Origin of the sequence: Streptomyces sp. NPDC001750 (genome assembly GCF_042892615.1) — a bacterium.
Taxonomy (GTDB): domain Bacteria; phylum Actinomycetota; class Actinomycetes; order Streptomycetales; family Streptomycetaceae; genus Streptomyces.
The window spans coordinates 144,374-164,064 of sequence record NZ_JBIAUE010000006.1 but is presented as its reverse complement, the minus strand read 5'-3'; the positions used below and the strand labels follow the sequence as shown (position 1 = coordinate 164,064).

Sequence of the window (19,691 nt, the reverse complement as noted above, 5' to 3'; positions counted from 1 at the left end):
GTGTGCGACGGCCCGCGCAGGGCGTCAGGAGTCCCTCCCGACGTGACGGTGGCCGAATTGCAGTCGATGCGGTGTGTGCCACGGACCCTACCCGGCTCGCGGCGCTGATCCACAAGAAGCGGGAAGGGCGGCCCGCACGACTCGCGGCGCCGTTTGCGACCGCGCGGTACGGGCCGAGTTGGCCCGTACCGCGCGCGTCCTGCATCCACTCCCCCGAGTTCACGGTCGTGAACTACTGTCCGCCCTTTTGCACGAAGGAGCGCACGAAGTCCTCCGCGTTCTCCTCCAGCACGTCGTCGATCTCGTCCAGAACCGAGTCGACGTCGTCGCTCAGCTTCTCCTGGCGCTCCTTGAGGTCGTCGGACGCCTGTGCGTCCTGCGCCTGCTCCTCGACCTCCTCGGTGGAACGCGTCGCCCTCTGCTGTCCGCCGCCGGTGTCCTTGGTCGCCATCTCGCTCACCCCGCTCGGTTCGAAGCACTTGATTCAGACCCTACCCACGGGATCCGGCATCGGCCCGGTACTTGCCGGGACGCCCGGGGTCACCTCCATGATTCCCCGGTCGCGGCCCTTTCAGCCGCCCGACAGCACCTGGACCAGCTCCTCCGCGGTGCGGCACCGGTCCAGGAGTTCCTTGACGTGGTCACGGGTGCCGCGCAGCGGCTCCAGGGTGGGCACCCGCTGCAACGAGTCGTGACCCGGCAGGTCGAAGATGACCGAGTCCCAGGACGCCGCGGCCACGTCGTCGGCGAACTGCTCCAGGCAGCGACCGCGGAAATAGGCCCTGGTGTCCTCCGGAGGCGCCGTGCGCGCCTTCTCGACCGCGCCCTCGGCCAGCAGCCTCTTCATCTTGCCGCGGGCCGCCAGGCGGTTGTACAGGCCCTTCTCGGCCCGCACGTCGGCGTACTGGAGGTCCACCAGATGCAGCCGCGCGGCGTCCCAGTCCAGGCTGTCGCGGCGGCGGTAGCCCTCCATCAGCTCCCGCTTGGCCACCCAGTCCAGCTCGCCGGACAGGCTCATCGGGTCGCTCTCCAGTCGGCCCAGGACGTCCTCCCAGCGGCCCAGGACGTCCTTGGTCTGCGCGTCGGCGTCCGCCCCGTAGCGGTCCTCGACGTACTTGCGGCCCAGCTCGAAGTACTCCATCTGGAGCTGCACCGCCGTGAGGGTCCGGCCGTTGCGCAGCGTGACCAGCTGCTTCAGCGTCGGATCGTGGGAGACGTGGTGCAGGGTGCGCACCGGCTGGTCGACCGCGAGATCGACGTTGATGAAGCCGTCCTCGATCATGGACAGGACCAGCGCGGTGGTGCCGAGCTTGAGGTAGGTCGAGATCTCCGACAGGTTCGCGTCGCCGATGATCACATGGAGCCGGCGGTACTTCTCCGCGTCGGAGTGCGGTTCGTCGCGGGTGTTGATGATGGGGCGCTTGAGCGTGGTCTCCAGCCCGACCTCGACCTCGAAGTAGTCCGCGCGCTGGCTGATCTGGAAGCCGTGCTCGTGGCCGTCCTGGCCGATGCCCACGCGGCCCGCTCCCGTGACCACCTGGCGGGAGACGAAGAACGGGGTCAGGTGGCGCACGATGTCCGAGAAGGGGGTCTCCCGCTTCATCAGGTAGTTCTCGTGCGTGCCGTACGAGGCGCCCTTGTTGTCGGTGTTGTTCTTGTAGAGGTGGATCGGCTGGGCGCCCGGGAGCTGCGCCGCGCGCTCGGCCGCTTCGGCCATGATGCGCTCGCCGGCCTTGTCCCAGAGGACCGCGTCCCGCGGGTTGGTGACCTCCGGGGAGCTGTACTCGGGGTGCGCGTGGTCGACGTAGAGGCGGGCACCGTTCGTGAGGATGACGTTGGCCAGGCCGATGTCCTCGTCGGTGAGCTGGCTGGAGTCCGCGGCCTCGCGGGCGAGGTCGAAGCCCCGGGCGTCCCGTAGCGGGTTCTCCTCCTCGAAGTCCCATCGGGCGCGGCGCGCCCGGTGCATCGCCGCCGCGTAGGCGTTGACGATCTGGGACGAGGTGAGCATGGCATTGGCGTTGGGGTGGCCGGGGACGGAGATCCCGTACTCCGTCTCGATGCCCATTACTCGCCGTACGGTCATGCGGCCCTCCTTGCCCGGCGGGCGCTCCCCTCAGGGGCGGCGCTCGCATACCGCTGCTGGTCCGGTGCCTGTGTGCGATGCCCGTTCCCGCACTGCGCGACCGGGCGGTACGCAAGAGCCTGGAGCGACTCCGCACCGGTGGGGCGCCGTCGGGCGAGCTGTCCGGAAAGCGACCGGCTGCGGATGCCCGGCCGGGCATCCGCAGCCGGTCCGTGTTCTAAAGGTACTGTCCGGTATTCGCCACCGTGTCGATCGAGCGACCGGTGTCCGCACCCTGCTTTCCGGTGACAAGGGTACGGATGAATACGATCCGCTCGCCCTTCTTGCCGGAGATGCGGGCCCAGTCGTCCGGGTTGGTGGTGTTCGGCAGGTCCTCGTTCTCCTTGAACTCGTCCACGCACGCCTGGAGGAGATGGGAGACGCGCAGGCCCTTCTGGCCCTGCTCGAGGAATGCCTTGATGGCCATTTTCTTCGCCCGGTCGACGATGTTCTGGATCATCGCGCCGGAATTGAAGTCCTTGAAATAGAGGACTTCCTTGTCGCCATTGGCGTACGTGACTTCGAGGAAGCGGTTCTCCTCGGACTCCATGTACATCCGCTCGACGACGGACTGGATCATGGCGTGCGCCGCGGCTTCCTTGGAGCCGGAGTGCTCCGTGATGTCGTCCGCGTGCAGCGGCAGCGAGGGGGTGAGGTACTTCGCGAAGATGTCCTTCGCCGCCTCCGCGTCGGGGCGCTCGATCTTGATCTTCACGTCCAGGCGTCCGGGCCGCAGGATCGCGGGGTCGATCATGTCCTCGCGGTTGGAGGCGCCGATGACGATCACGTTCTCCAGGCCCTCGACACCGTCGATCTCGGCGAGCAGCTGGGGGACGATGGTGTTCTCCACGTCCGAGCTGACGCCGGAGCCGCGGGTGCGGAAGAGGGACTCCATCTCGTCGAAGAAGACGATGACGGGGGTGCCCTCGCCCGCCTTCTCGCGGGCACGCTGGAAGACCAGGCGGATGTGGCGCTCGGTCTCGCCGACGTACTTGTTGAGGAGCTCCGGGCCCTTGATGTTGAGGAAGTAGCTCTTTCCCGCGGGCTGGCCGGTGACCTCGGCGACCTTCTTGGCAAGGGAGTTGGCCACGGCCTTCGCGATGAGCGTCTTGCCGCAGCCGGGCGGGCCGTAGAGCAGGATGCCCTTCGGCGGCCGCAGTTCGTGCTCCTTGAAGAGGTCGGGATGCAGGTAGGGCAGTTCGACCGCGTCCCGGATCAGCTCGATCTGATCGCCCAGGCCACCGATCCGGTCATAGTCGATGTCCGGCACCTCTTCGAGGACGAGCTCCTCGACCTCGCTCTTGGGGACCACTTCGTAGACGTAGCCGGACCTGGGTTCGAGCAGCAGGGCGTCACCGGGGCGAATGGTGATGGCCAGCAGGGGCTCGGCGAGCCGTACCACCCGTTCCTCGTCGGTGTGCCCGATGACCAGGGCCCGCTCGCCGTCCTCGAGGATCTCCTTGAGGGTGACGATGTCCCCGGCACGCTCGAATTCCATGGCGTCGACCACGTTGAGCGCTTCGTTGAGCATGACTTCCTGGCCGCGCCGGAGTTCGTCGAGCTCGATACTGGGGCTGACGTTCACCCGGAGCTTGCGGCCCCCGGTGAAGATGTCGCAGGTACCGTCCTCGTTTCCCTGGAGAAACACACCGAAGCCGGCCGGCGGCTGCGCGAGCCGGTCGACTTCTTCCTTCAGGGCCACGATCTGGTCGCGGGCCTCGCGGAGCGTGTTGGCGAGCCGCTCGTTCTGTGCGGTCACACCCGCCAGATTGGTCTGCAACTCGACGATCCGCTCTTCGAGAATCCTCGTATGGCGCGGAGAGTCGGCGAGCTTACGTCGCAGGACGGCGATTTCCTGCTCGAGATAGGCGACCTGGCCGGCTGGGTCTTCGGACCCCCGCCCGGGCCGGATGCCGCGGTTGATGTCGTCGTCGTGGGCTGCCACGGTCCTCACCTCCTCCAAGGGGAGCTGGACGCTTCCTGACCCTACCTGGGTGGGTGATGATTGAAACCCCTAGATCACAAAGACTGCGGGGCGTGTCCGATCTTCACCCTTGCGTTCCCCCTCGTCCCTGGGGAATACCCACCCTTCAACATCGGAAAGCGGCCGGTTGTATCGTCGAACCGATCAACACACGTCAGGGCCGGCCACTTCTGGTTCGGAAAAGCAGGGAACGACAGGAGAGACAACCGTGCAGCAGGACGCTCCGACCGGCGGCGACGCGCAGGATCTGGAGGTCTGGATCGACCAGGACCTCTGCACGGGGGACGGCATCTGCGTGCAGTATGCGCCCGAGGTTTTCGAGCTGGACATCGACGGTCTGGCGTATGTGAAGAGCGCCGACGACGAGTTGCTCCAGGACAGCGGGGCGACGACGCCCGTGCCGCTGCCGCTGCTCCAGGACGTCGTCGATTCGGCCAAGGAATGCCCCGGCGAGTGCATTCACGTGCGTCGCGTGTCGGACAAGGTCGAGGTGTTCGGCCCCGAGGCCGCCTGATCCACCGGACCGGGCGGCCGGTCCCGTGCCGGCTCCGGCCGACGTGTCCGGTCAGGCGCCGACCGGGGTGGCGGGGGCGGTGTCGGCGCTGCGGACGAAGGCGCCGCCCTGCCAGCGCCAGGTGACCGCTTCGCGCTGGTCGGGGCAGCAGCGGGGCACGTCCTCGGAGGAGTAGCCGAGCAGGGTGGCGGAGACGACTCCGTCACGCACCGCGAGAGCACCGACGCTCATCTGCTGGGCGGGGTCCACCAGGGTCGCCACGACCCTGGGTGCGGCCCCGCTCGCCCGTGTGAGGACGTAGACGCCGCTGGGCGGGGTGCCGGAACCGGCGGCGCAGTGGACCACGGCGACGGTCTCGGGGCGGCCGTCCCCGTCCAGGTCGCCCGCGGCCCGCCGGGCGACGGTGTGCTCCAGGCCGCCGCAGTCCAGGGGGTAGGTCGCCCGCAGCGGATCGGGCGCGGCCGCGGGAGCCGGTCCCTGCCCCGCGGTGGTCCGGTGGGTCGACGCGGATGCCGCGGGCTCCGGCTGGAGCATGCCCGCGGCGCCGACGACGGCCGCCATGGCCACCGCGGTGGCGAGCCAGTGCAGCGGCCTGCTGTCGGTGTGCGCGAGGTCCGGGAGCTCGGAGGTCTGCACGCGGGATGTCTCCTGTGGTTCCTGTGGACGAGGATGCCCCGGGCCGGGCCGCGGCCTCCGGGAGGCGTCCGCGACTGCGTGGGAGCGGCCAGCATCGTGCCACACCGGGCGGAGCGGTGGAAACGGTGGGGTCGGCACGGATGACTGTCCGTAGGGACAACGAAGGGGCGCCGCCGCCGAGTTCCCGGATCGGTCCGGGAACTCGGCGGCGGCGCCGGTACGTTGCGCGGCCCGGCCGCGCTCGGATGCGCGAAGGGCTCAGCCGCGCGAGGAGGAGCCACTCTGGCTGCCGGGACCGTCGTAGTCCTCGCCGTAGGCGCCCTTGGCGGGACGGCGGCGGCGCAGCGGGGGCTCCACGCCGTCGGCCAGACGGCGGGCGGTGACGAGGAAGCCGGTGTGGCCGATCATGCGGTGGTCCGGGCGGACGGCCAGACCCTCGACGTGCCAGTTGCGGATCATCGACTCCCAGGGCTGCGGTTCGGCGAAGCAGCCGGTCTCGCGGATGGACTCGACGGTCCGCGCGAGCTGGGTGGTGGTCGCGACGTACGCGCAGACGATGCCGCCGGGCACCAGCGCCTTGGAGACGGCCTCCAGGCACTCCCAGGGGGCGAGCATGTCGAGGACGACCCGGTCGACGTCGGTGTCCGAGAGGTTGTCCTGGAGGTCGCCGACGGTCAGCTGCCAGGCGGGGTGGGGTTCGCCGAAGTAGCGCTCCACGTTCTGCCGGGCGATCTCGGCGAAGTCCTCGCGGCGCTCGTAGGAGTGCAGCATGCCCTGCTCGCCGATGGCGCGGAGCAGGAAGGTGGACAGCGAGCCGGAACCGACGCCGGCCTCCACGACGCGGGCGCCGGGGAAGATGTCGGCGAAGGCCAGGATCTGCCCCGCGTCCTTGGGGTAGACCACGGCGGCGCCGCGGGGCATGGACAGGACGTAGTCGGGGAGCAGGGGGCGCAGCGCGAGGTAGGCGACGTTTCCCGTGGTTCGGACAACACTGCCCTCGGGGGCACCGATCAGCTCGTCGTGCGGGAAGGAACCCTTGTGGGTGTGGAAGTTCTTTCCGGCTTCGAGCGTGAAGGTGTAGTGGCGTCCCTTGGGATCGGTGAGCTGGACCTGGTCCCCGACCTTGAAGGGCCCGCGTCGGCGGGCGGCACCGGTCGGTTCAGACATGTGACCAGCGTACCGGTGATTCGCGGTGCTCCGGCCGCGAGCCCGGGCGGCCGCGGGGCTCCGGCCGGGCCCGTGGTCAGGCGGCGGGCCTGGCCAGGGCGGCGACGAACGCCCGCTCGACGTCGGCGGTGGAGAGCACCCCGTAGATCTCGCCGGTCTCCTCGACCACGAGGTACTCGGTGGCGGGGGTGGCCCTGAGCCGGTCCAGGAGCGCCTCGCCGGCCAGTTCGGCGGAGACCTTCATGCCGTCGGTGAGGTCCTGGGAGAGTCCGCTCACGGCGACCCAGGGGCGGCGGTGCTGGGGCACGGAGACGATGGCCGTCTCCCGGACGACGCCCGTGGGTTCGCCGTGCCCGTCGACGACGACGAGGGCGCGGGCGCCCGCCTCGTTGGCCCGCCGCAGGGCCTCGGACAGCGGGGTGTCCGCCTCCACGGGGACGGCACGCCGGGTGAGGGTGCGGGCGCGCAGTTCGGGGAGGTGTTCACGCAGCCTCGCCATGCGCAGGCTGTTGCCGGCGCCGGTCCAGATGATGGCGGCGAGGATGGCGGCGAGCAGCGCGTCGGTGACGGTGTCCGTGCCGCTGAGGTCGCGGGGGTCGTTCCCGAAGGAGCCGGTGTGGGTGAGCAGCGGGAGGCCGATGAGGGTGACGACGGCGAGGGCGCGGCCCACCCAGGCGGCGGCGACGGTACCGCTCATCGGGCGGCCGGTGATCTTCCAGACGACGGCGCGGAGCATGCGTCCGCCGTCGAGGGGCAGGCCTGGCAGCAGGTTGAACGCGGCCACCAGGAGGTTGGAGATCATCAGGCCGGCGAGGACGACGCCGGGGACGGTGCCGGGTTCGACCAGGCCCATCCCGGCGTAGAAGAGACCGGCGAGCACCAGGGAGAGCAGCGGGCCGACGAAGGCGAGCACGAACTCGCGGCCCGGCGTCTCGGTCTCCTTCTCGATCTCGGAGACGCCGCCGAAGAACTGGAGCTGGATGCGGCGGACCGGAAGCTCGTAGCGCAGCGCCACGACCGTGTGGGCGAGCTCGTGAACGAGCACGGAGGCGTAGAAGGCGATCGCGAAGAAGAGGGAGACCAGGTAGCGGGCCGCGCCGAGTTCGGGCAGCACCCGTTCGAGCTGGCCGCCGAAGACCCAGGTGATGAGCGCGGCCACGACGAACCAGCTGGGCGCGACATACACGGGTACGCCGAAGAGACGGCCCATGAGGAGGCCGCCTCCGGGCTCTTCGGGGCGGCGCGGTCCGCCCTTGCCCGGGCCGGTCCCGGGGGCCTGTCCCCCCGCGCCGGGGTGCGGGCGCCCGCTGTCGCCGCTCTCGTCCACGAGGTCCCTTCGGTCGGTGCCCTGTTTCACGATCATGCCGTGTCCGGGGGTGTGTGGTCGATGGTAAGCCGACGGATGTCCGTGGCGGGCCGTAGGGTCTTCGCATGACCTCCCTGCCTCGGCCGGCCCAGCCGCCTTCGTCCCTCTCGCCGTCGCGGGCCGGCGATTTCATGCAGTGTCCTCTGCTGTACCGCTTCCGGGTCATCGACAGGCTGCCGGAGAAGCCGAGCGAGGCGGCCACCCGGGGGACGCTGGTGCACGCGGTCCTGGAACGCCTCTTCGACGCCCCGGCGGCGGAGCGCACGGCCCGCAGGGCGACGGCGCTGATCCCCGCGCAGTGGGACCGGCTGCTGGAGTCGAGGCCGGAGCTGTCGGAGCTGTTCACGGAGGATGCCGGGGGCGAGCGCCTGGCGCGCTGGCTCTCGGAGGCGGAGCGCCTGGTGGAGCGGTGGTTCTCGCTGGAGGACCCGACCCGCCTGGAGCCCGCGGAGCGGGAATTGTTCGTCGAGACGGAGCTGCAGTCGGGGCTGCGGCTGCGCGGGGTGATCGACCGGATCGACGTGGCGCCGACGGGCGAGGTCCGGATCGTGGACTACAAGACGGGCAAGGCACCGCGTCCGGAGTACGCGGAGGGCGCGCTCTTCCAGATGAAGTTCTACGCCCTGGTGGTCTGGCGGCTGAAGGGCGTGGTGCCGCGTCGGCTCCAACTGGTCTATCTCGGCAGCGGGGACGTCGTGACGTACGACCCGGTGGTGGGCGATCTGGAGCGGGTCGAGCGCAAGCTGCTGGCGCTGTGGGAGGCGATCCGGGTCGCGACGGAGACGGGCGAGTGGCGGCCGCGGCCGACCAAGCTGTGCGGCTGGTGCGACCACCAGGCGGTCTGCCCCGAATTCGGCGGGACTCCCCCGGTGTATCCGCTGTCGGTACGCCCGGCTGAGTCCGTTCAGGATGTCCAGGGCAGAATGGACCCGGCCCGCGCCGAGGCCGCCGGGCCCGTGACCGTCGAGGGACCCTGAGGAGACCTTGTGGCAATCCGCGTCCTGCTGGTCGACGACCAGCCGCTGCTGCGCACCGGATTCCGGATGATCCTGGAGGCGGAGAGCGATATCGCGGTGGTGGGTGAGGCCGGGGACGGCCTCCAGGCTCTCGACCAGGTGCGGGCACTCCAGCCCGATGTGGTGCTGATGGACATCCGCATGCCGCGGATGGACGGCGTGGAGGCGACGCGGCAGATCACCGGTCCGGACCGGGACGGTCCGGCGAAGGTGCTGGTGCTGACCACGTTCGATCTCGACGAGTACGTGGTGGAGGCGCTGCGCGCCGGTGCCAGCGGCTTCCTGCTGAAGGACGCCCCGGCCAACGAGCTGGTGCAGGCGATCCGTGTGGTCGCGGCCGGCGAGGCGATGCTGGCCCCGAGCGTCACCCGCAGGCTGCTCGACAAGTACGCGGACCACCTTCCCTCGGGCGAGGAGCCGCTCCCGGACACACTGCACACGCTGACGGACCGCGAGGTCGAGGTGCTGAAGCTGGTGGCGCGCGGGCTGTCGAACGCGGAGATCGCCGCGGACCTCTTCGTCAGCGAGACGACGGTCAAGACGCATGTCGGCCATGTGCTGACCAAGCTCGGTCTGCGCGACCGGGTACAGGCGGCCGTGTACGCGTACGAGAGCGGTCTGGTGCGCCCCGGCGCCCAGTGACCGGCGTGCGCTCCGACGCCCAGTGACCGGCGTGCGCTCCGACGCCCAGTGACCGGCGTGCGCTCCGACGCCCGGTGAATGGCCTGCGCCCCGGCGCGCGGCGTGCGGCCGGGGCCGGGGCCGGGGCGCGTTCGTCGCGCCGGGGAGCGGGGCCGCGTGCCGCCGTGTCTCAGACGGCGTCGCGGCTCAGCTCCCACAGCCGGATCTCGGCAGCGGAGTTGACCGCCCATTCGACGCCGTGGAGCCCCGTCCGGGAGGCGGCGTACTGCTTGCCCTGCCAGATGGGCAGGACGGGGACGTCGTCGGCGACGATGTCCTGGAGCCGCCGGAAGGTCTTCGCCGCGGTGCCGCGGTCGGTCTCGCGGCGGGTCTGCGGAATGAGCGTGTTCTGCGCCAGGGCCGACTTGTAGGGCGAGTTCAGGAAGTTGTTCCGGTCGAGGAACGGTGCCGTGTAGTTGTCCGGGTCGGGGAAGTCGGGAAACCAGCCGAATCCGTAGACGGCGTAGTCTCCGCGCACCTGCGCCGGCCGGAACCGGGCCCAGTCCGTTCCCCGGACGCGGACGTCGAACAGCCCGCTGTCGTTGAACTGCTTCTGCAGGGTCCGGAACTCGGCGGCGGTGGAGGCGCCGAAGTGGTCGGTCGTGTAGTGGAGCGTGAGCTTCACCGGGGTGGCTACGCCCGCCGCCCGCAGGATCGCCGCGGCCTTCGCGGTGCCGGGTTCGCCGTACTTGTTGTAGAACGAGTTGGTGTGCGCGGCGATGCCCGAGGGGATCAGCGAGTACAGCGGTTCGGCGGTGGTGCCGTACACCTTGTCGGCGATCTCCCCGCGGTCGACGACCTGGGCCATGGCCTGGCGGACCGCCTTGTTCCGGACGGCCGGGTCGTCGGTGTCGAAGCCGAGGTAGCGGATGGCGAGGCCGGGCATCTCGGTGAGCCTGACGCCGTCGCCGGGATCGTCGAGCAGTCGCCGGGTCTGCTCGGGCGACATGGTGCGGGTCATCATGTCGATCCTCTTGTCGTCGAACGCCTTCCCCATCGCGTCCGCGCCGGGGAAGAGGTCCAGTTCGACCCGGTCGTTGCGCACGTGCAGGTCGCCCTTGTAGCGGGGATTCCTGGTGAAGACGACCTTGACCACCCGGCCGTGCTCGACCCGCGGCTTCATGGTGTACGGGCCGGAGCCGTCGACCTGGAAGCCGGTGCGCGGGGACTTCGCCGCGTACCTGGCCCGCGGCACGATCCCGGCGACCGGGGTGGCGAGCTTGTACGGGAACGTGGCGTCGGGCGCGCGGAGGTGAAAGACGATCTCCCGCTCCCCCTGCGTCTCGACGGTGTCGATGCCGGACAGCAGGGCCACCGGGCCGTTGGGGGCGGCGATGCCGATGACCCGGTCGATCGAGTACTTCACGTCGTCGGGGGTGACGGGGGTGCCGTCGGCGAAGGTGAGGCCGGGGCGCAGCCTGCAGCGGTAGCTCTCGTTCTGGGTGTCCGTGAAGCCGCAGCTCTCCGCGGCCTCGGGCACCGGCCGGCCACCGCCGCGCGGTATGTGCAGGAGGGACTGGACGGTCTGGCGGAGCACGTTCCACACGCCCGCGTCGTACCCGACCGCGGGGTCGAAGGGCGCGGGGTCGTTCTCGGTCGCGACGAACCGGTCGGTGGTGCCGACGACGATCCCGGCCCGGCCGCCGTCGACCTCGGACGCGCCGCACCCGGCGAGCACGGGCGCGAGCACGCACGCGACGGTCGGCAGCACCAGGGTCTTGCGGTTCATCTCGGTGGCTCTCCCTCGTCCGGACATTGAGAGAGCGACCTTAGCGGGCCGGGTCGTTCACGCCCGGTCGCCGCCGCACGACGCGTGACCGGACGGTTATGGAGAATGACGGCGAGCCGATTTCCCTTCCTCGGAATTCGCCCCCAGAAAGGGACTAATCCGGACAATTCAAAGCGGCAAAAGGGGCACCTGGGAAGATCCTGGAAGCTTTCCGTGAGAAATTCGGTGACCAAGCTCACGCCCGCACCATTTCTTCCCCTGTTCGTCCGTCCGGGATTTACCCACGCGGGTGCGACAGAAAAGGCACGAAATCCCGCCGAGTGCTTTCGATTCGTTCACAGGAAATCCCGGGAATTGATCACGTGTTCACCTGATCAGGCCCCGGAGGAAGGCGAGGTCGACCTCTTCCAGCGAACGCACGACCACCCGGCCGTCGGCCGGGGCGATCGGCGCGACGGAGGGCACGGCGACCACCCGGCAGCCCGCCGCCTCCGCGGCCGCCACTCCGGTGGCGGTGTCCTCGATGACCGCGCAGCGTCCGGGTTCGGCCCCGAAGCCGGAGGCGGCGGTCAGGTAGGGCTCGGGGTGCGGCTTGGTGCGGGTGACCTCGTCGCCCGCGACGCTCATGGCGAAGTGGTGGTGGCCCACCGACTCCAGCACCCGGTCGATGATCCGCCGGTGCGAGGCGGAGACCAGGGCGGTGGGCATGTCGTGCCGGACCAGCTCCGCCAGCAGCCGCTTCGCCCCCGGCATCAGCGGCACGCCGCGGTCGAGGCGCCTCTCGAAGCGGTCGTTGAGCAGCACGGTCAGCTCGGCGAGGGTGATGTCCGCGCCGGTCACGTCCATGAGGTAGCCCGCGCTGCGGGTCATCGGTCCGCCGACCACCACGTCGCGCCATGCCTCGTCGAGCTGGTGACCGAGCTCGGCGAAGACCTCCACCTCGGCCTCCCACCAGAAGCCCTCGGTGTCGACGAGGGTGCCGTCCATGTCGAGCAGGACGGCCTGCAGCGCGGCGCCTTCGGCCGCGCGGGTCATGGACGCGGGGACCGTGCTGGTCATCCGGCACACCTTCCGTGAGGGACGAGAAGGCCGGCCGCCGTTTCCCGTGGGAAGGGCGACCGGCCTTCACTGGACCGACCAGTCTACGGCTTGTCGCGCGACCGCGCGTCGAACGCCGTCCTACCGCGCGTTGAAGTACTTCGCCTCCGGGTGGTGGATGACGATCGCGTCGGTGGACTGCTCCGGGTGCAGCTGGAACTCCTCCGAGAGCTGCACGCCGATCCGCTCCGGCCGCAGCAGCTCGGCGATCTTCGCCCGGTCCTCCAGGTCGGGGCAGGCCCCGTACCCCAGTGAGAAGCGCGCGCCCCGGTACTTCAGCGCGAACATGTCCTCCACCTCGGCCGGGTCCTCGCCGCCGAAGCCGAGCTCGGAGCGGACCCGGGCGTGCCAGTACTCGGCGAGTGCCTCGGCCAGCTGTACGGACAGGCCGTGCAGCTCCAGGTAGTCGCGGTAGGCGTTCGCCTCGAACAGCTTGGCGGTCTCGCCCCCGATCCGCGAACCGACGGTGACGACCTGGAGCCCGACCACGTCCGTCTCTCCGGACTCCTCGGGGCGGAAGAAGTCCGCGAGGCAGAGGCGTCGGCCGCGGCGCTGGCGCGGGAAGGTGAAGCGGGTGCGCTCGGAGCCGTCCTCGTGGAGCACGATCAGGTCGTCGCCCTTGGAGACGCACGGGAAGTAGCCATAGACGACGGCCGCCTCCAGCAGGTTCTCGGTGTGGAGCTTGTCGAGCCAGCCGCGCAGGTGGGGGCGGCCCTCGCTCTCCACCAGTTCCTCGTACGTGGGTCCGTCGCCGGCACGCGCCTGCTTGAGGCCCCACTGCCCCTTGAAGAGCGCGCCCTCGTCCAGCCAGGAGGCGTATTCCTTGAGCTGGATGCCCTTGACCACCCGGGTGCCCCAGAACGGGGGCTCGGGGACCCGGTTGTCGACGGCGACGTCGGAGCGGACGCCCTCCTCCGGCTCGTCGACCTCCAGGACGACGGTGTCGCGCTTGGGCACCCGGCGCTGCTTGAGCTCGGGGAGGGCCGCTCCGGGCACGCCCCGCTTGACCGCGATCAGGGCGTCCATCAGGCGCAGCCCCTCGAACGCGTCCCGGGCGTAGCGGACCTCGCCCTCGTACAGCTCGTGCAGGTCCTGCTCGACATAGGCCCGGGTGAGCGCGGCGCCGCCGAGGATCACCGGGTAGACGGCCGCCAGCTTGCGCTGGTTCAGCTCCTCCAGGTTCTCCTTCATGATCACGGTGGACTTGACCAGGAGGCCGGACATGCCGATGACGTCGGCCCTGTGCTCCTCGGCCGCCTCCAGGATCGCGGAGACGGGCTGCTTGATGCCGAGGTTGACGACGTTGAAGCCGTTGTTGGACAGGATGATGTCGACGAGGTTCTTGCCGATGTCGTGGACGTCGCCGCGCACGGTGGCCAGCACGATGGTGCCCTTGCCCTCGGCCTCCGACTTCTCCATGTGCGGCTCCAGGTGTGCCACCGCCGACTTCATGACCTCGGCGGACTGGAGCACGAACGGCAGCTGCATCTGGCCGGAACCGAAGAGTTCGCCGACCACCTTCATGCCGTCGAGCAGGGTGTCGTTGACGATGTCGAGCGCCGGGCGGGTGAGCAGGGCCTCGTCGAGGTCGGCCTCCAGCCCGTTCTTCTCGCCGTCGATGATGCGGCGCTTCAGCCGCTCCTCCAGCGGCAGGGCGGCCAGCTCCTCGGCCTTGCCCGCCTTCATCGACTTGGTGCTGACGCCCTCGAACAGCTCCATGAGCTTCTGGAGGGGGTCGTAGCCCTCGGAGCGGCGGTCGTACACGAGGTCGAGGGCGACCTTCACCTGCTCCTCGTCGAGGCGCGCGATCGGCAGGATCTTGGAGGCGTGCACGATCGCGGAGTCGAGACCGGCCTTGACGCACTCGTCGAGGAAGACCGAGTTGAGGACGGTACGGGCGGCCGGATTGAGCCCGAAGGAGATGTTGGACAGGCCGAGCGTGGTCTGCACCTCGGGGTGGCGCTTCTTGAGCTCGCGGATGGCACCGATGGTGGCGATGCCGTCGCCCCGGCTCTCCTCCTGACCGGTGCAGATGGTGAAGGTGAGGCAGTCGATGAGGATGTCCGACTCGCGAATGCCCCAGTTGCCGGTCAGGTCGGCGATCAGCCGCTCGGCGACGGCGACCTTGTGCTCGACGGTACGGGCCTGGCCCTCCTCGTCGATGGTCAGCGCGATCAGCGCGGCACCGTGCTCGGCGGCCAGGGCGGCGACCTTGGCGAAGCGTGACTCGGGGCCGTCGCCGTCCTCGTAGTTGACGGAGTTGAGGACGGCCCGGCCGCCGAGCTTCTCCAGACCGGCGCGCAGCACCGGCACCTCGGTGGAGTCCAGCACGATCGGGAGGGTGGAGGCGGTGGCGAAGCGTCCGGCCAGCTCCTCCATGTCCGCGACGCCGTCGCGGCCGACGTAGTCCACGCACAGGTCGAGCATGTGCGCGCCCTCACGGATCTGCTCGCGCGCCATCTCCACGCAGTCGTCCCAGCGCGCTTCCAGCATGGCCTCGCGGAACTTCTTGGAGCCGTTCGCGTTGGTGCGCTCGCCGATCGCGAGGTACGAGGTGTCCTGGCGGAACGGGACGGCCTGGTACAGGGAGGCGGCGCCCGGCTCGGGACGCGGGTCGCGCGGCGCGGGAGCGGCACCGCGGACGCGCTCGACGACCCGGCGCAGGTGTTCCGGGGTCGTCCCGCAGCAGCCGCCCACCAGGGAGAGCCCGTACTCCTGGACGAACGTCTCCTGGGCCTCGGCGAGGCCCTCGGGGCCGAGCGGGAAGTGCGCGCCGTCCTTGGTGAGCACCGGCAGGCCGGCGTTCGGCATGCAGAGCAGCGGGATGCGGGAGTGGCGCGTGAGGTAGCGCAGGTGCTCGCTCATCTCGGCGGGGCCGGTGGAACAGTTGAGGCCGATCATGTCGACGCCCAGCGGCTCCAGCGCGGTGAGCGCGGCACCGATCTCGGAGCCGAGCAGCATGGTGCCGGTGGTCTCGAACGCCAGGGAGACCAGGAGCAGGAGGTCGCTGCCGGTGGCCTCCAGGGCGCGCCGGGCGCCCAGTACGGCGGCCTTGGTCTGCAGGAGGTCCTGTGTCGTCTCGATGATGAGCGCGTCCGCACCGCCGACGATCAGGCCCTCGGCGTTGCGCTGGAAGCCGTCGCGCAGCGTCGTGTACGGGGCGTGGCCCAGGGTCGGCAGCTTGGTGCCGGGGCCGATGGAGCCGAGGACCCAGCGCTGCTGTCCGGTGGCGGCGGTGAACTCGTCGGCGACCTCGCGGGCGATGCGGGCGCCGGACTCGGAGAGCTCCTGGATGCGGTCGGCGATGTCGTACTCGCCCAGGGCGGAGGCGTTGGCCCCGAAGGTGTTGGTCTCGACGCAGTCCACGCCGACGGCGAAGTACTCGCGGTGCACGGAGCGCACGATGTCGGGGCGCGTGATGTTCAGGATCTCGTTGCAGCCTTCGAGGTTCTGGAAGTCCTCGAGGGTGGGGTCCTGCGCCTGGAGCATGGTGCCCATGGCACCGTCGGCCACCACCACCCGGGTGGCGAGGGCTTCGCGCAGCGCGTCTGCGCGGTGGCGGCTGTCGGCGGAAGGGGTCGGCAACGAGGCCATGGATGTACTCCCTGGAGTGCGACGGCTGTCGGCTTTGCGTCTTCGGTGGAAGGCGCACCAGGCCAGCCTAGCCGGGAGGCGGCCGGGGCCGTCACTCCGTCCCACGGAACGGACGGCATGCTGTGGCGGGCGGTGTCCGGATCCGGACGGTGCGGAAGGCTACGGCGGATTTCCTCCGTGATCGAGCGCCGGTCGGCATCGACCGATAGTGTTCAGCATTGTCGAACCACAGGTGGAGGAGTACGGCGCGATGGCCAAGAACATCCAGTCGCTGGAACGAGCGGCGGCGATGCTGCGCCTGCTGGCGGGCGGCGAGCGGCGGCTGGGACTGTCCGACATCGCCTCCTCGCTGGGTCTGGCCAAGGGGACCGCGCACGGCATCCTGCGCACGCTCCAGCACGAGGGCTTCGTCGAGCAGGACGCCGCTTCGGGCCGCTACCAGCTGGGCGCCGAGCTGCTGCGCCTGGGCAACAGCTATCTGGACGTCCACGAGCTGCGGGCCCGCGCGCTCGTCTGGACGGACGACCTGGCCCGCTCCAGCGGCGAGAGCGTCCATCTGGGCGTGCTGCACCAGCAGGGCGTCCTGGTCGTCCACCACGTCTTCCGCCCCGACGACAGCCGCCAGGTCCTGGAGGTCGGGGCCATGCAGCCCCTGCACTCCACCGCCCTGGGCAAGGTGCTCTCGGCGTACGACCCGGTGGCGCACACCGAGGCGCTGGAGGCCGAGCGGCAGTCCTTCACCCCACGCACCGTGACCGGAGCGGAGGACTTCGAGTCGATGCTCGACCTGGTCCGGGCCCGGGGCTGGGCGGCGGACGTGGAGGAGACCTGGGAGGGGGTGGCCGCGGTGGCCGCCCCGATCCACGACCGGCGGCGGATGCCGGTGGGCGCGGTGGCGGTGACCGGCGCGGTCGAGCGGGTCTGCGCCGACGGGGAGCTGCGGCCCGAGCTGATCGCGGCGGTGCGGGACTGCGCGCGGGCGGTCTCCCGGGACCTGGGCGCCGGACGCTTCTGACACGCGGCGGGCCGCCGCGGTAACGGACGCACCGGACGGCGGCCCCGCCCCGCGCGGGGCGCACCACCACCGGCGACGGGCCCGCGCCTCCACGCGGCCCCGCCCCGAGCGGGGCGCACCCCCGCGCCGCACGCACCCGCACTCCGTCGCCGCCCCGCGCCGCGGGCCGGGCGCCGCGAGGGTAACGATCGAGTTTTGGGCCACACAACTCTTGACGACCGAACCACCGCCGGGAAGCATTGCCGTTCACCGGTCGGCATTGTCGAACAACTAACGGAAATAAGCGTTATGGTGTGACAGCGCTCTAGGCCGGAGAACGCCCTCACACGAGGGCGCGGACCACCGGAGGGACCCGGGGTTCGGCTTACCTGGACTAAGGACAAAGGAGTCGCGGGTGTCCAGCTCCGACATCTTCATCGGCGAGACCATAGGTACCGCCGTGCTCATCCTCCTGGGCGGTGGTGTGTGCGCCGCCGTCACGCTCAAGCGCTCCAAGGCGCAGAACGCCGGATGGCTGGCGGTCACCTTCGGGTGGGGGTTCGCCGTGCTGGCCGGCGCGTACCTGGCCGGTGGCGTGTCCGGTGCGCACCTCAACCCGGCGGTCACGATCGGTCTCGCGATCAAGGGCGGCACCGAGTGGAGCGACGTGCCGCTGTACATCGCCTCCCAGATGCTCGGCGCGGCGATCGGCGCGGTGCTGGTCTGGCTGACGTACTACGGGCAGTTCCGCGCGCACCTGACGGATCCCGGGGTCGTGGGCCGGAAGGGTGAAGAAGGCATGGTCGACCAGGCCGCCGCCCCGGAGGCGGGCCCGGTGCTCGGCATCTTCTCGACCGGCCCCGAGATCCGGCACGTGGCGCAGAACCTGGTCACCGAGGTCATCGCGACCGTGGTGCTCGTCCTGGTGATCCTCACCCAGGGCCTCAACAACGACGGCAACGGCCTGGGAACCCTCGGCGCGCTGGTCACCGCCCTGCTCGTGGTCGGCATCGGGCTCTCGCTCGGCGGCCCGACGGGTTACGCGATCAACCCGGCTCGCGACCTCGGTCCGCGTATCGTTCACGCGCTGCTGCCGCTGCCGAACAAGGGCGGTTCCGACTGGGGTTACGCATGGATCCCGGTCGTCGGACCGCTCATCGGCGGCGCGATCGCGGGCGGGCTCTACAACGTCGCCTTCGCCTGATCCATGACGCACCGAGCCCCGACCCCCCAAGACCACACAGACCTCCGGGAGCACACCGTGACCGACGCACACACCAGCGGCCCGTTCATCGCCGCCATCGACCAGGGCACCACCTCCAGCCGGTGCATCGTCTTCGACCGGGACGGCCGGATCGTCTCCGTCGACCAGAAGGAGCACGAGCAGATCTTCCCGAAGCCGGGCTGGGTCGAGCACGACGCGACCGAGATCTGGGAGAACGTCCAGGAGGTCGTCGCCGGTGCCGTCGTCAAGGCGGGCATCACCGCCGCCGACGTGAAGGCGATCGGCATCACCAACCAGCGCGAGACCACGCTGCTCTGGGACCGGAACACCGGTGAGCCCGTCCACAACGCCCTGGTCTGGCAGGACACCCGTACCGACGCGCTCTGCAAGGAGCTCGGCCGCAACGTGGGCCAGGACCGCTTCCGCCGCGAGACCGGTCTGCCGCTCGCCTCGTACTTCGCGGGCCCCAAGGTGCGCTGGCTGCTGGACAACGTCGAGGGGCTGCGCGAGCGCGCCGAGCGCGGCGACATCCTCTTCGGCACCATGGACTCCTGGGTCATCTGGAACCTGACCGGCGGTACGGACGGCGGCGTCCACGTCACCGACGTCACGAACGCCTCGCGCACCCTCCTGATGAACCTGCACACCATGGCGTGGGACGAGAAGATCCTCGCGTCCATGGAGATCCCGGCGGCCATCCTGCCCGAGATCCGTTCCTCCGCCGAGGTGTACGGCAGCGCGAAGGGCGGCGTCCTGGACGGCGTGCCGGTCGCTTCCGCGCTCGGCGACCAGCAGGCGGCCCTCTTCGGCCAGACGTGTTTCTCCGAGGGCGAGGCCAAGTCCACGTACGGCACCGGCACCTTCATGCTGATGAACACCGGTGAACGGCCCGTCAACTCGTACAACGGACTGCTGACGACCGTCGGGTACCGGATCGGCGACGAGAAGCCGGTCTACGCCCTGGAGGGCTCCATCGCCGTCACCGGTTCGCTCGTCCAGTGGATGCGCGACCAGATGGGCCTGATCAAGTCCGCGGCCGAGATCGAGACCCTGGCGTCGTCGGTCGAGGACAACGGCGGCGCGTACTTCGTGCCCGCGTTCTCGGGTCTGTTCGCCCCCTACTGGCGCTCCGACGCGCGCGGCGTCATCGCCGGCCTGACCCGGTACGTCACCAAGGCGCACATCGCCCGTGCCGTCCTGGAGGCCACCGCCTGGCAGACCCGCGAGATCACCGACGCCATGACCAAGGACTCCGGCGTGGAACTGACCGCCCTCAAGGTCGACGGCGGCATGACCTCCAACAACCTGCTGATGCAGACGCTCGCCGACTTCCTGGACGCGCCCGTGGTGCGGCCCATGGTCGCCGAGACGACCTGCCTCGGCGCCGCCTACGCCGCCGGTCTCGCCGTCGGCTTCTGGCCGGACACCGGCGCCCTGCGCGCCAACTGGCGCCGGGCCGCCGAGTGGACCCCCCGCATGGCCGCGGACACCCGCGACCGCGAGTACAAGAACTGGCTCAAGGCCGTGGAGCGGACCATGGGCTGGATCGAACACGAGGAGTAAGC

The 19,691-nt window shown here is 70.3% G+C and carries 15 protein-coding genes; 6 read left to right on the top strand and 9 right to left on the bottom strand.

Annotated features, from left to right (window positions below):
• Positions 1 to 232: 232 nt before the first annotated feature.
• The 3 genes from ACFYY6_RS12675 to arc form a co-directional block, all read right to left on the bottom strand.
• Positions 233 to 451: a ubiquitin-like protein Pup gene (locus ACFYY6_RS12675; protein ID WP_073787958.1), complete on the bottom strand. Its 219-nt coding sequence runs from the start codon at positions 449 to 451 to the stop codon at positions 233 to 235.
• A 120-nt stretch (positions 452 to 571) separates the two neighbouring features.
• Complete coding sequence (gene dop / locus ACFYY6_RS12670) at positions 572 to 2,083, bottom strand: depupylase/deamidase Dop (RefSeq protein ID WP_351629037.1); 1,512 nt, start codon at positions 2,081 to 2,083, stop codon at positions 572 to 574.
• Between the two features lie 217 nt (positions 2,084 to 2,300).
• Complete coding sequence (arc, locus tag ACFYY6_RS12665; protein ID WP_351526049.1) at positions 2,301 to 4,067, bottom strand: proteasome ATPase; 1,767 nt, start codon at positions 4,065 to 4,067, stop codon at positions 2,301 to 2,303.
• A 247-nt stretch (positions 4,068 to 4,314) separates the two neighbouring features.
• Here arc and ACFYY6_RS12660 point away from each other — a divergent pair, with 247 nt between their 5' ends.
• Positions 4,315 to 4,620, top strand: coding sequence for a ferredoxin (locus ACFYY6_RS12660; protein ID WP_073787857.1), 306 nt, complete (start codon positions 4,315 to 4,317; stop codon positions 4,618 to 4,620).
• Positions 4,621 to 4,671: 51 nt separating this feature from the next.
• Here the strand turns inward: ACFYY6_RS12660 and ACFYY6_RS12655 are convergent, their stop codons facing one another.
• From ACFYY6_RS12655 to ACFYY6_RS12645, 3 genes are all read right to left on the bottom strand, one after another.
• Positions 4,672 to 5,256, bottom strand: coding sequence for a hypothetical protein (locus tag ACFYY6_RS12655; RefSeq protein ID WP_351526047.1), 585 nt, complete (start codon positions 5,254 to 5,256; stop codon positions 4,672 to 4,674).
• Positions 5,257 to 5,514: 258 nt separating this feature from the next.
• Positions 5,515 to 6,423, bottom strand: a complete 909-nt coding sequence (locus ACFYY6_RS12650; RefSeq protein ID WP_073787859.1) for a tRNA (adenine-N1)-methyltransferase — start codon at positions 6,421 to 6,423, stop codon at positions 5,515 to 5,517.
• 76 nt (positions 6,424 to 6,499) lie between these two features.
• Positions 6,500 to 7,750, bottom strand: coding sequence for a site-2 protease family protein (locus ACFYY6_RS12645; protein ID WP_351524435.1), 1,251 nt, complete (start codon positions 7,748 to 7,750; stop codon positions 6,500 to 6,502).
• A 170-nt stretch (positions 7,751 to 7,920) separates the two neighbouring features.
• On the opposite strand from ACFYY6_RS12645, the gene ACFYY6_RS12640 reads away from it, so the two are divergent.
• Both ACFYY6_RS12640 and ACFYY6_RS12635 read left to right on the top strand, forming a co-directional pair.
• The gene (locus tag ACFYY6_RS12640) at positions 7,921 to 8,766 is read left to right on the top strand and encodes a PD-(D/E)XK nuclease family protein (RefSeq protein ID WP_351524434.1); all 846 of its coding nucleotides are present in this window, start codon (positions 7,921 to 7,923) and stop codon (positions 8,764 to 8,766) included.
• 9 nt (positions 8,767 to 8,775) lie between these two features.
• Positions 8,776 to 9,447, top strand: coding sequence for a response regulator transcription factor (locus ACFYY6_RS12635; protein ID WP_073787861.1), 672 nt, complete (start codon positions 8,776 to 8,778; stop codon positions 9,445 to 9,447).
• A gap of 169 nt (positions 9,448 to 9,616) precedes the next feature.
• On the opposite strand, the gene ACFYY6_RS12630 is transcribed toward ACFYY6_RS12635, so the two are convergent.
• The 3 genes from ACFYY6_RS12630 to metH all read right to left on the bottom strand — a co-directional run bounded on the left by ACFYY6_RS12630 (position 9,617) and on the right by metH (position 15,907).
• A complete protein-coding gene (locus ACFYY6_RS12630; protein ID WP_389192998.1) occupies positions 9,617 to 11,215 on the bottom strand; it encodes an ABC transporter substrate-binding protein in 1,599 nt (532 codons plus the stop codon).
• Between the two features lie 366 nt (positions 11,216 to 11,581).
• Positions 11,582 to 12,274, bottom strand: coding sequence for an HAD family phosphatase (locus ACFYY6_RS12625; protein ID WP_351629360.1), 693 nt, complete (start codon positions 12,272 to 12,274; stop codon positions 11,582 to 11,584).
• 120 nt (positions 12,275 to 12,394) lie between these two features.
• A complete protein-coding gene (metH, locus tag ACFYY6_RS12620) occupies positions 12,395 to 15,907 on the bottom strand; it encodes a methionine synthase (RefSeq protein ID WP_389192995.1) in 3,513 nt (1,170 codons plus the stop codon).
• Between the two features lie 250 nt (positions 15,908 to 16,157).
• On the opposite strand from metH, the gene ACFYY6_RS12615 reads away from it, so the two are divergent.
• The 3 genes from ACFYY6_RS12615 to glpK all read left to right on the top strand — a co-directional run bounded on the left by ACFYY6_RS12615 (position 16,158) and on the right by glpK (position 19,689).
• Positions 16,158 to 16,922 carry an IclR family transcriptional regulator gene (locus ACFYY6_RS12615; protein ID WP_351524433.1) on the top strand — a complete coding sequence of 255 codons (765 nt, stop codon included), beginning with the start codon at positions 16,158 to 16,160 and terminating at the stop codon, positions 16,920 to 16,922.
• A 394-nt stretch (positions 16,923 to 17,316) separates the two neighbouring features.
• Positions 17,317 to 18,105 (top strand): MIP/aquaporin family protein, encoded by a 789-nt coding sequence (locus ACFYY6_RS12610; RefSeq protein ID WP_389192992.1) that lies wholly within the window; start codon positions 17,317 to 17,319, stop codon positions 18,103 to 18,105.
• A 57-nt stretch (positions 18,106 to 18,162) separates the two neighbouring features.
• Positions 18,163 to 19,689 carry a glycerol kinase GlpK gene (gene glpK / locus ACFYY6_RS12605; protein ID WP_351629355.1) on the top strand — a complete coding sequence of 509 codons (1,527 nt, stop codon included), beginning with the start codon at positions 18,163 to 18,165 and terminating at the stop codon, positions 19,687 to 19,689.
• Positions 19,690 to 19,691: the final 2 nt, after the last annotated feature.